At 41.4% G+C, this 11,622-nt stretch carries 15 protein-coding genes; all 15 read left to right on the forward strand.

From position 1 onward, the window contains the following. Window positions 1-8 precede the first annotated feature (8 nt). The 15 genes from HNQ82_RS00310 to cccA all read left to right on the forward strand — a co-directional run bounded on the left by HNQ82_RS00310 (window position 9) and on the right by cccA (window position 11,618). Window positions 9-338 (forward strand): hypothetical protein, encoded by a 330-nt coding sequence (locus tag HNQ82_RS00310; RefSeq protein WP_246348795.1) that lies wholly within the window; start codon window positions 9-11, stop codon window positions 336-338. A 53-nt stretch (window positions 339-391) separates the two neighbouring features. Further along, on the forward strand, window positions 392-676 hold the full coding sequence (yqfC, locus tag HNQ82_RS00315; RefSeq protein WP_055441010.1) for a sporulation protein YqfC: 285 nt from the start codon (window positions 392-394) through the stop codon (window positions 674-676). Between the two features lie 12 nt (window positions 677-688). Then, window positions 689-1,876, forward strand: coding sequence for a sporulation protein YqfD (yqfD, locus tag HNQ82_RS00320; RefSeq protein WP_183246191.1), 1,188 nt, complete (start codon window positions 689-691; stop codon window positions 1,874-1,876). Window positions 1,877-1,879: 3 nt separating this feature from the next. Further along, entirely contained in the window at window positions 1,880-2,842 is a 963-nt protein-coding gene (locus HNQ82_RS00325) for a PhoH family protein (protein ID WP_055441008.1), read from the forward strand. A 58-nt stretch (window positions 2,843-2,900) separates the two neighbouring features. Further along, complete coding sequence (gene ybeY / locus HNQ82_RS00330) at window positions 2,901-3,368, forward strand: rRNA maturation RNase YbeY (RefSeq protein ID WP_032100089.1); 468 nt, start codon at window positions 2,901-2,903, stop codon at window positions 3,366-3,368. A 6-nt stretch (window positions 3,369-3,374) separates the two neighbouring features. Further along, window positions 3,375-3,761 (forward strand): diacylglycerol kinase family protein, encoded by a 387-nt coding sequence (locus HNQ82_RS00335; protein ID WP_183246194.1) that lies wholly within the window; start codon window positions 3,375-3,377, stop codon window positions 3,759-3,761. 66 nt (window positions 3,762-3,827) lie between these two features. After that, the gene (era, locus tag HNQ82_RS00340) at window positions 3,828-4,736 is read left to right on the forward strand and encodes a GTPase Era (RefSeq protein WP_183246196.1); all 909 of its coding nucleotides are present in this window, start codon (window positions 3,828-3,830) and stop codon (window positions 4,734-4,736) included. Window positions 4,737-4,835: 99 nt separating this feature from the next. Next, on the forward strand, window positions 4,836-4,979 hold the full coding sequence (locus HNQ82_RS00345; RefSeq protein WP_072242680.1) for a YqzL family protein: 144 nt from the start codon (window positions 4,836-4,838) through the stop codon (window positions 4,977-4,979). A 19-nt stretch (window positions 4,980-4,998) separates the two neighbouring features. Next, the gene (gene recO, locus HNQ82_RS00350) at window positions 4,999-5,760 is read left to right on the forward strand and encodes a DNA repair protein RecO (protein ID WP_183246198.1); all 762 of its coding nucleotides are present in this window, start codon (window positions 4,999-5,001) and stop codon (window positions 5,758-5,760) included. A gap of 91 nt (window positions 5,761-5,851) precedes the next feature. Beyond that, entirely contained in the window at window positions 5,852-6,481 is a 630-nt protein-coding gene (ccpN, locus tag HNQ82_RS00355) for a transcriptional regulator CcpN (RefSeq protein WP_183246825.1), read from the forward strand. Between the two features lie 12 nt (window positions 6,482-6,493). Then, the gene (locus HNQ82_RS00360; protein WP_183246200.1) at window positions 6,494-7,300 is read left to right on the forward strand and encodes a pyruvate, water dikinase regulatory protein; all 807 of its coding nucleotides are present in this window, start codon (window positions 6,494-6,496) and stop codon (window positions 7,298-7,300) included. A gap of 305 nt (window positions 7,301-7,605) precedes the next feature. Beyond that, a complete protein-coding gene (gene dnaG, locus HNQ82_RS00365) occupies window positions 7,606-9,423 on the forward strand; it encodes a DNA primase (RefSeq protein WP_183246203.1) in 1,818 nt (605 codons plus the stop codon). Next, window positions 9,416-10,534 (forward strand): RNA polymerase sigma factor RpoD, encoded by a 1,119-nt coding sequence (gene rpoD, locus HNQ82_RS00370; RefSeq protein WP_183246205.1) that lies wholly within the window; start codon window positions 9,416-9,418, stop codon window positions 10,532-10,534. Before dnaG ends, rpoD begins: the two co-directional genes overlap by 8 nt. A 74-nt stretch (window positions 10,535-10,608) precedes the next feature. Further along, window positions 10,609-11,145, forward strand: a complete 537-nt coding sequence (locus HNQ82_RS00375) for a hypothetical protein (protein WP_183246207.1) — start codon at window positions 10,609-10,611, stop codon at window positions 11,143-11,145. Between the two features lie 110 nt (window positions 11,146-11,255). Next, on the forward strand, window positions 11,256-11,618 hold the full coding sequence (gene cccA / locus HNQ82_RS00380; protein ID WP_032100080.1) for a cytochrome c550: 363 nt from the start codon (window positions 11,256-11,258) through the stop codon (window positions 11,616-11,618). Window positions 11,619-11,622: the final 4 nt, after the last annotated feature.

Here is an 11,622-nt window from a genome sequence, read left to right on the forward strand (position 1 = left end):
AATAAATGATGGTGCTAATCGATTGGCTCCTTAACAACTTATTTGTCGTCTTTGTTTTAGTTACATTTGTTTCATGGATTGGAAAACGAATGAAAACAGTAGAGGAAACGATTGAACAAAAACAACAGCAAGAACAACAACCGACCGTCGTTGTGAAAGAAATAGAGCCAGAAACGAGACGTGAAGTGAAGAAAGAGCGAGAAATTATTGTGCCACAGCAAATGATCGAGCAACAAGCAAAAGTAAAACAATTACCGACGCATCCGCTCGTACAAGGTGTCATTTTTTCAGAAGTGTTTGGTCCACCGCGAGCAAAGCGTCCGTACAGTAGAAAATAAGTGATATAACCCCCATTTCGCTCATACATATGAGATGAAAGGGGGTTTTGTTTATGATCGGAAAATGGAAAAACAACATGCGACAATGGTTAACAAATCAAATGGAATTACCCGCAGATGTTGTCGCTGACCTCCCCCGTATTACAATGATTGGGCATATTCATATCTACATAGAAAACCATCGTGGTTTACTTTTGTTTACAGACCGCGAATTGCGTTTGTTGTTAAAAAACGGGCAGCTACTTGTCAAAGGGGAATCGTTTAGTATTAAAACGATTTTGCCAGAAGAAATTTTGCTCGAGGGAAAGATTAGCCAAGTGTTGTATTTGGAAGAATAAGGGGGGGCGAGTGTGAAAAACGAATGGATGTATCGCGTGGCCGGAAATTTGCGTATACGTATTGTTGGAAAAGGATTAGAGCGGTTATTAAATGAATTTACACGACGTGGAATATACGTATGGAACGTGAGGCGAGAGGATGAAAACTCGCTCACGTGTTACATGTTTCTTCGCGATATTCATCATGTGCGAGTAGCGATGCGAAAAAGTGGATGTAAGCTATATGTTCTCGAACGGCGAGGGGCACCGTTTTGGTTGAAAACGTCATGGAAAAATAGCGGCATCGTTGTCGGATTAGTTGCCTTTATGTGCGTCGTTTTTTTATTATCTAATATGATTTGGCGTATTGAAGTAACTGGGGCGAATCCAGAAGTGGAACATACCGTGAGACAACAATTAAAAAAAATAGGGGTTGAACGTGGCGCCCTACAGTTTGTCATCCCTACCCCTGAAGCGATTCAGCGAACGTTAATGAACAATATGGATACGATTACGTGGATTGGTGTTGAATGGCGCGGGACAACGTTATATTGCCAAGTCGTTGAAAAAAAGAAGCCGACACAAACGAAAGCGAATGCGCCACAACATCTTGTTGCAAAGAAAAAAGCGATCATTACGTATATGTTTGTCGAACAAGGTCAAGCAGTTGTAGAAGTGAATGATCATGTTGTCCCAGGACAGTTGCTTGTTTCTGGTTTTATTGGAAAAGAAGGACAAACGGAGATCGTGCCAGCGCGCGGTCAAATTTTAGGCGAGACGTGGTACAAGTCTACAGTTGCCGTTCCGTTAAAAACAACGTTTTATATGTTGACAGGGAAAAAACGGGAAACACATTACGTTCGTTTTTGGTCGTGGAAAGTTCCGGTTTTTTGGAATCATAAAGAACCGTTTTCACAATTTGAAAAACAAGTAGACGAAAAAACGTTTCGTTTCTTGACGTGGACGTTACCGATTCGCTATGAAAAAGTAGTGTGGCGTGAAAAAGAAGTTGCTGTTCGTGAATATTCATATGAACAGGCAAAAACAGCCGCAAAACAAATTGCTCGTGAACAGTTAAAGCGACAATTGCCTGCGGATGCGATCATCCAAGGTGAAAAAGTTTTGCATGAGACGAAGGAGAATGGTAAAGTAAAAGTAGAAATGCATTACCAAGTCATTGAAAACATTGCGACACCACAACCAATTATTCAAGGAGATTGAGGAATGTCGGAACAGTTTGTCACGATTTACCCTAACGTACAAAATGCAGATGAAGCGCTTGCCTTATTTGGTGCGCACGATATTCATTTAAAGCGCATTGAACAAGAACTCGGTGTTTCCATTGTGACGCGCGGAGAGGCAGTCAGCGTTTCAGGAAGCAAACAACATATTGAGCTTGTTGATGAATTGCTTCGTCATTTGTTGTTTGTTATTCGTAAAGGCATCGTTATTAGCGAGCGAGATGTGCTTTATGCGCTACAAATGGCGAAGAATGGTACGATTTCTTATTTTGTAGAGTTGTACAATGAAGAAATTGGAAAAAATGCAAAAGGAAAAGCGATTCGCGTCAAAACGCTTGGTCAGCGTCAATACGTTTCTGCCATTCAGCGCCACGACTTAATTTTCGGTATTGGACCGGCAGGAACGGGAAAAACGTATTTGGCTGTCGTTATGGCTGTACAAGCGTTAAAAAACGGACAAGTCAAGCGAATTATTTTAACGCGTCCGGCCGTTGAAGCGGGAGAAAACTTAGGTTTTTTGCCGGGGGATTTAAAAGAAAAAGTTGATCCGTATTTACGGCCGCTTTACGATGCCCTTCATGACGTCCTTGGTCATGAACATACCCAACGATTAATTGAGCGCGGTGCAATTGAAATTGCTCCGCTAGCATATATGCGTGGGCGAACGTTAGATGATGCGTTTGTCATTTTAGACGAGGCGCAAAATACAACGCCTTCGCAAATGAAGATGTTTTTAACGCGCCTTGGCTTTGGCTCGAAAATGGTAATTACCGGTGATATTTCGCAAGTGGATTTGCCAAAAGGTGTTCGTTCGGGACTTGCGATTGCAAAAGACATTTTAACGAATGTAAGCGGAATTTCATTTGTCTTTTTAGAGCAAGCTGATGTTGTACGCCATCCGCTTGTCGGCAAAATTATCGCTGCATATGAAGATGCCGGAATGTAAATGCGACCTGCGCTCACGTAGGTCCTTTTTGCACTTTAATAAAGAGAGGGAAGAGTATATGTTAATGATTGACTTTATTGATGAGACGAATGAAATAACAGAACAACAAATCGATCTTATTGAACAGTTATTGCAACATGCTGCAAAGGAAGAACACGTACGAGATGGAGCAGAAGTGAGCGTCACGTTTGTTGATAATGAAAAAATTCGCGAAATCAACCGCGATTATCGCGGAAAAGATCAACCGACAGATGTCATTTCGTTTGCGCTCGAAGAAATGGGTGAAGAAGAAATCGAAATTGTCGGTGCAGATTTTCCGCCGGTGTTAGGAGATATTATCATTTCCGTTCCAAAAGCGCGCGAACAGGCAGAACAATACGGTCATTCGTTTATGCGTGAACTTGGTTTTTTAGCGGTGCACGGTTTTTTACATTTGCTCGGTTATGATCATGAAACGGAAGAAGAAGAAAAAGTGATGTTTGCGAAACAAGAGCAATTATTACAACAGTTCGGCTTAACGAGATGATTGCTTATGCGCTGGAAACGATTTGTCGCTAGCGTGTTATATGCTTTACACGGCATTCGTCTGGCGGTTTGTTATGAGCGAAATATGCGCATTCATTTAGCAGCAACGATTGCTGTTATCGTTGCTGCAACGGTGTTTCGTATTACGAAAACGGAATGGCTCGTGTTGCTTTTGACGATCGGGGCAGTCATTAGCTTAGAAATCGTCAACAGTGCAATTGAACGGACGGTCGATTTAGTGACGGACGAGTATCGACCGTTAGCGAAAGAAGCGAAAGATTTAGCGGCAGGTGCAGTGCTCGTTTTTGCGATTATTTCTGTTATTATTGGAATTACCATTTTCTCACCTTATTTGTATGTATTTTTTAAAAATTCTTTACATTTTCATAAATAGTAGTGAAATCGTGTTCATATTTTGGTAAAATAAAAAGCAAGCATATTTTATGCGATGGAGGTTTTTATGATTCGAGAAGAATATAAATCAGGATTCGTAGCAATTATCGGACGACCAAATGTAGGGAAATCTACATTTTTAAATCGCGTCATCGGGCAAAAAATTGCTATTATGAGCGATAAGCCACAAACGACGCGCAATAAAATTCAAGGTGTATATACAACAGATGACGCGCAAATTATTTTCATTGATACGCCAGGCATTCATAAACCGAAACATAAGCTTGGCGATTTCATGGTCAAAGTAGCGCAAAGTGCGTTGCAAGAAGTCGATTTAATTTTATTCATGGTGAATGCTGTAGAAGGGCTCGGTCGCGGTGATGAATTTATTATCGAACGTTTAAAACAAGTGCAAACACCGATATTTTTAGTCATCAATAAAATTGATGAAATACATCCCGACGATTTATTGCCGCTGATTGAGCAATATCGCTCACTCCATTCGTTTGCCGAAGTCATTCCTATTTCAGCGTTGCAAGGCAACAATGTAGAGACATTGTTGCAACAAATTAAAAACTACTTGCCTGAAGGACCGCAATATTATCCTGCGCACCAAGTGACGGATCATCCTGAGCGGTTTATTATTGCTGAGTTTATTCGCGAAAAAGCGCTCCATTTAACGCGCGAAGAAGTACCACATTCCATTGCGGTTGTCATCGACTCGATTGAACGTCGGGAAAATAGCGATACTGTATATGTTGCAGCGACCATTATCGTTGAGCGCGATTCGCAAAAAGGAATTATTATCGGCAAGCGCGGTCAAATGTTAAAGGAGATCGGCCAGCGAGCGCGCGTCGATATTGAAGCGCTACTCGGTTCAAAAGTGTTTTTAGAACTATGGGTGAAAGTACAAAAAGACTGGCGAAATAAAATGGCACAGTTGCGAGACCTTGGCTATCGCGAAGATGAATATTAATACTGTAAAATTTTAAAAGACATCGTGACAGCGACAAACGGGCAAACTACAAGTGAGCTGCTCAATCACCGTCAACTAACGAGAGAAAGGTGTGGTTCGATGCTCGATTTTACCTGGAAGCTATTTAGTCAAACAGGGAATATTGACACGTATCTGTTATTTAAGGAGCTAGAACGCGAAACGCAAGAGCAAGCGAGCGATTCAACGTATCATTTAACTGAACGAGATTATCACGTCCTGTAACTTTGGAAGGTTATGTTATATGTTTGAAAAGTGTGAAGGGATTGTCATTCGAACGATTGACTATGGAGAGACAAATAAAATCGTTACGATATTTACACGCGAATGGGGAAAGGTCGCTGCGATGGCAAGAGGTGCGAAAAAGCCGAGCAGCCGCCTTTCTTCTGTTACGCAAATGTTTACATACGGTATTTATTTGATTCAAAAAAGTCGCGGTGTTGGAAGTTTACATCAAGGAGAATTGCTTTCAACGATGCGCCATATACGAGAGGACATTTTTTTAACAGCATACGCCTCGTATGTTGTTGAATTGACAGATAAAGCAGTGGAAGAAAGACGTCCGAATCCATATTTATTTGAGCTTCTTTTACAAACGCTCACGTATATGAACGAAGGACTTGATGCGGAAGTGTTGATGTACATATACGAAATGAAGCTGCTTCCGGCATTCGGATTGTATCCAAAGTTAGACGGCTGCGCTGTTTGTGAAGAGAAAGAAGGCACGTTTGCTTTTTCGATTGCGCAAGGGGGATTTTTATGTCACCGTTGTTTTGAGCACGATCCATACTGTATTCCGATGACTCCGTCGGTTTTAAAATTACTTCGCCTTTTTTACTACGTAGATTTGTCCCGCATTGGTCAAATCGCTGTCAAGCAGGAAACGAAAAAACAATTACAAACGATTATTTCAGCTTATTACGATGAATATTCGGGCCTTTCGCTGAAGACGAAACGTTTTTTACAGCAGCTCCATACGTTAAAAGGTGAAAGCGGACAAATATAATGTTGTCCGCTTCCCACTTTTGTTTGCAAAATATAAAGATGAATTATAATATGGTCTTATAGTGTAGCCTATTGTAAGGTGGTGAGCGACAATCGAACTCAATAAACGTCAAGAACAAATTTTACAAATCGTCAAAGATCACGGACCGATTACAGGGGAACATATTGCTGAGAAGCTCAATTTAACACGTGCGACGTTACGGCCGGATTTAGCGATTTTAACGATGGCCGGGTATTTAGAAGCGAGACCTCGTGTTGGGTATTTTTATACAGGAAAAACAGGAACGCAACTGCTTGCTGATAAAATTAGAAAAATTAAAGTGAGCGACTATCAGTCTATTCCGGTCGTGATTCATGAAAACATGAGCGTCTATGATGCGATTGTGACGATGTTTTTAGAAGATGTCGGCACGTTGTTTGTTGTGGATGAACAGTCGTTGCTTGTCGGTGTGCTATCCCGAAAAGATTTGTTGCGCGCCAGTATCGGAAAACAAGAATTGACGTCTATTCCTGTCAATATTATTATGACGCGAATGCCAAATATTACGTTTTGTGAAAAAGATGATTTACTCATTGACATCGCCCAAAAGTTAATTGAAAAGCAAATTGATGCGATGCCAGTCGTCAAAAAAGTGGACAAAGGGTATGAAGTCATCGGGCGTATTACAAAAACGAATATGACGAAGGTACTTGTCGCGTTAGCGAAAGAAGACGTGCTTTAAAGGGGGAAAACCATGAGTCAAATCGTATACGTCGTATCCGATTCAGCAGGAGAGACGGCCGAGCTCGTTGTCAAAGCAGCGGCGAGTCAGTTCCAAGGGGCGCTCGTTCAATTTCGGCGTGTTCCGTACGTAGAAGATGTTGAAACGCTATCAGAGGTTGTCGCGTTAGCAAAAATGAACCGAGGTATTATCGTTTTTACATTAGTCATACCGGAAATGCGCCAATTTTTACTAGCCGAAGCAGCACGTGAAGGAGTTCCTGTATACGATATTATTGGACCGCTCATTGAACAAATGGCGAAATTGCTACAAATGACACCTCGTTGCGAACCAGGACCTATTCGCGTGTTAGATGAAGATTACTTCCGTAAAATTGAGGCAATTGAATTTGCAGTAAAATATGATGATGGACGTGACCCTCGGGGCATTTTGCGAGCCGATATCGTTTTAATCGGGGTATCGCGCACGTCGAAAACACCGCTATCGCAATATTTAGCTCATAAGCGTTTTAAAGTAGCTAACGTGCCGATTGTTCCAGAAGTCGATCCACCTGAAGAATTGTTTCAAGTGCCGCCCGAAAAATGTTTCGGTCTAAAAATTAGTCCAGAGAAGTTAAACGAAATTCGTCGTGAGCGGCTAAAATCGCTCGGCTTAGATGATCGCGCCATTTACGCAAACATTGATCGGATTAAAGAAGAATTGCAATACTTTGATGGGATTGTGAAAAAAATTGGTTGTGAAGTCATTGATGTGACAAATAAAGCGGTTGAAGAAACAGCGAATGTCATTATGAATATTATGCGCAAAAGAGAGAAATAAACAGACAAAGCACAATCACAACAAGTGATATGTGCTTTTCCTTTTTCATAAAAACGTTTGTGCATTTGTATAGCCAACTGACGTTTTTTATATTATAATAAAAAATTGTGATAAAACAGGTTTAGACTGAACATAGGACGAATAAACTATTTATAGCTAATTGTCAAGTGACAATGCATCGGGATTTTCGACAATATTTTTTTCTCAAAAAGAAGGATTGTTTCGCGCAATGGAGAATAAAAACATACAAAACAATTGGATCAAAGCCACACGTTTTGTCGAAATATGTTTGGAGCTGTTGAAATATGGGACAACGCATTCCTGAAGAAACGGTTGAGCACATTCGTCGCTCAGTCGATATTGTAGACATCATCCAACAGTATGTCTCGCTTAAAAAACAAGGACGCAACTATTTTGGTTTATGTCCTTTCCACGGAGAGAAAACACCTTCTTTTTCTGTTTCACCAGAAAAGCAAATTTACCACTGTTTCGGCTGTGGGGCAGGCGGAAATGTGTTTTCGTTTTTGATGGACATCGAAGGAATTACATTCATAGAAGCAGTGAAGCGATTGGCACCGCGGGCAAATGTAGATCTGTCGCACATCGTTGATGATCATCCGACAGCCGAGCGGACAGAAACAGCAACGATGATTGCTGCGCATGAGCTGCTAAAAAAGTTTTATCATCATTTGCTTATGCATACAAATGAAGGAGAGGAAGCATTAAGCTACTTACTTCATCGGGGATTTACGCGCGAAATCATCGAACAGTTTGAAATTGGCTACGCTTTGCCATCTTGGAATGCAGCTGTTACATTTTTAACAAACAAAGGTTTTTCGCTTTCTCTGATGGAGCAAGCAGGATTAATCGTAAAAAAATCAGGAGAGGACTCATATTTTGATCGTTTTCGTCATCGCATTATGTTTCCAATCCATAACCATCACGGAGAAACGGTTGCGTTCTCAGGGAGAGCGCTCGGAAACGAAGATCCGAAGTACTTGAATAGTCCTGAAACACCTATTTTCAACAAACGAAACATTTTATATCATTTTCATGAGGCGCGCGTGCCGATGCGCCAAAAACAGCAAGTAGTGTTGTTTGAAGGTTTTGCGGATGTAATTGCCGCTGTGCAAGCTGGCATTTCCCATGCGGTAGCAACGATGGGAACGGCTTTATCAGAAGAACAGGCGCGCATGCTACGGCGAAACGCATCTTCTGTCATCGTTTGTTACGATGGCGACCGAGCTGGAATAGACGCTGCGCTCAGAGCTTCAGAGACGCTTATGGAGGCTGGCTGTTATGTCAAAGTGGCGATGATACCAGATGGGCTCGATCCTGATGAATATGTGCGAAAATATGGTGCCGACCGCTTTCGTCATCATGTGCTTGATGCAAGCTTATCGCTTACTGCATTTAAGTTAGAATATTTGAAGCGCGGGCGTCATTTACAAAATGAAAGCGAGCGACTTCGTTACATTGAAGAAGCAGTCAAAGAAATTAGTCGCTTATCTAATGCCATTGAAGCTGACTATTACTTGCGACAACTAGCGGATGAGTTTTCGATTTCTATGGATGCGTTACGTGAACAAATGACGCTTCATGGGAAAAAGCAACAAACGGAACGGAAAAAACATGAGCGTCGCGAGACAGTCATTCTACCTGCGAAGACAAAATTGTTACCTGCTTTTCAAAAAGCAGAACGGATGTTAATTGCTCATATGTTGCGCGATAAAGAGATCGCATTAACTGTGCAAGAGGCGATCGAAGGCGCATTTAACATCGAGGAACACCGCGCTATTGTCGCTTATTTATATGCATTTTACGAAGAAGGACACGAACCCGATGTAAGCTCGTTGCTTGAACGCATTCATGATCCACAACTAAAACGCATTGTGACAGAGCTGTCGATGATGCTGATTAACGAAGATATTTCATCAGCGGAGTTACAAGATTATATTCAATGCGTGCTCAATTATCCGAAAGAACAGTTGCTTAAGCAAAAAGAAACGCAGTTGCGCGAAGCTGAACGCCAAAAAGATTATGAGCGCGCCAAACGCATTGCTAGCGAAATCATCGCAATGCGAAAGTCTTTGCATTTTGGAAGGAGGGGAATAAATGGCTGAAAAGTCAACACATTCCGATTTAACGTTAGAGCAAGTGAAAGAGCAATTAATTGAACTAGGTAAAAAACGTGGTGTTCTTACCTATGAAGAAATCGCAGAACGATTATCACCGTTTGATCTCGATTCTGATCAAATGGACGAATATTATGAATATTTAAGTGAGCAAGGTATCGAAGTCGTCGGTGAGTCCGATTTAGATGATGAGGATCTAGAAGATCCAGACTTCGATGATTTGAAAGACGAAGAGTTCGATTTAAACGATTTAAGCGTTCCGCCAGGTGTAAAAATTAACGACCCTGTTCGTATGTATTTAAAAGAAATTGGACGCGTTCCATTATTGTCAGCAGAAGAAGAAATTGAGTTAGCGAAACGGATCGAACAAGGTGACGAAGAAGCAAAGCGCCGTCTTGCTGAAGCGAACCTTCGCCTTGTTGTGAGCATCGCCAAACGTTACGTTGGTCGTGGCATGCTTTTTCTTGACTTGATCCAAGAAGGCAATATGGGCTTAATTAAAGCCGTCGAAAAATTTGATTACCGCAAAGGATATAAATTTAGCACATATGCAACATGGTGGATTCGACAAGCGATTACGCGTGCGATTGCTGACCAAGCACGTACGATTCGCATTCCTGTTCACATGGTTGAAACGATTAACAAGCTCATTCGCGTTCAACGGCAACTTTTACAAGATCTCGGTCGCGAGCCATCTCCGGAAGAAATTGCAGAAGAGATGGATTTAACGCCAGAAAAGGTGCGTGAAATTTTAAAAATTGCTCAAGAACCTGTATCGCTTGAAACGCCGATTGGTGAAGAAGACGACTCCCATTTAGGCGATTTTATTGAAGACCAAGATGCGACATCTCCAGCCGAACATGCAGCGTATGAACTGCTGAAAGAGCAACTTGAAGACGTGTTAGATACGCTAACAGATCGGGAAGAAAATGTTCTTCGTCTTCGTTTCGGTCTTGACGACGGCCGTACACGAACGCTTGAAGAAGTCGGAAAAGTGTTCGGTGTAACGCGCGAGCGCATTCGCCAAATTGAAGCAAAAGCGTTGCGGAAGCTGCGTCACCCAAGCCGTAGCAAGCGTCTAAAAGACTTTTTAGAATAACCGTTTACAAGAAATAGTTTACTTCTTACAATAGAAGTAAGCTATTTCTTTATTTAGGAAGGAATGCGTATTCAATGGAACAAAAACGAAAAGAAATTATTATTAACGAAATTAAATATTGGAAACAAACGCGATTGTTGCCGGAACAATATTGTGATTTTTTGCTTGCGTTGTATACAGAAGGGAATCATAACAACGATGTTGGTCAGCCGACGAAGCAAGTCCCGACATGGGCTGTTCGTTTTACGATGATGATGATCGGCATCTTTTTGCCTTTTGCCCTTCTTGTCATTTATTTTACTGAATTGTCGTTCGTTTTGCAAACGCTCATTTTGTCACTTTTTGTCATAGTTTGTTTGATGACCGTCCGTTTTTTTGCACAACATAAAATGCTCACTCATATTTCTCTCATCGTTGGCGCGTTGTCTCTTCTTTTACTTTCGATCCGCGCATGCGATGTTTATTTTTCGGGAAGTACGACCGCATTAGCAATTACAGTAATATGTAATTGCTTTGTTTGGCTATTGATCGGTTGGCGTTTTTCACTCATGTATTTCGTCATTTCGGGTGTTGTCGGCATCATCCTTCTTTTTTCTTCATTTTTCATTTAAAAAAATTTACATACAGGGCTTTTCCTTTATGGGAATTTAAAGTACAATAAAATTGTTTGTAACGTTTTCATTTTGAAAAACATGCTTTATTACATAAGGGAGGGTAAAGTATGAATCGTAATCCATTAATCCCATTTGCACTCATTATGGTAATGGGAATCGGCCTCATTTTCTTTCTGTCTGTAAAAGGTCTCGGGGATATGAAAGAAGTGGCGAAAGAGAAAGAAGGCGGCGCGAAGACAGAAGAAACAGCTGCTGCGGGTCCAGAAGACATTTACAAAAAAAGCTGTGTAGCATGTCATGGTGCGAACTATGAAGGTGGTGTTGGTCCAGCGTTAAAAGGTGTAGGTGACCGTCTATCTGTTGATCAAATTAAAGATGTATTAGTAAACGGTCGTGGAAGCATGCCAGCTGGACTAGTCCCTGCGGATCAAGCAGAAGAGATGGCAAAATGGCTTGCTGAATTGAAATAAACGA

It is taken from the genome of Anoxybacillus tengchongensis (genome assembly GCF_014201585.1).
In the GTDB taxonomy this organism is placed as follows: Bacteria; Bacillota; Bacilli; order Bacillales; family Anoxybacillaceae; genus Anoxybacillus; species Anoxybacillus tengchongensis.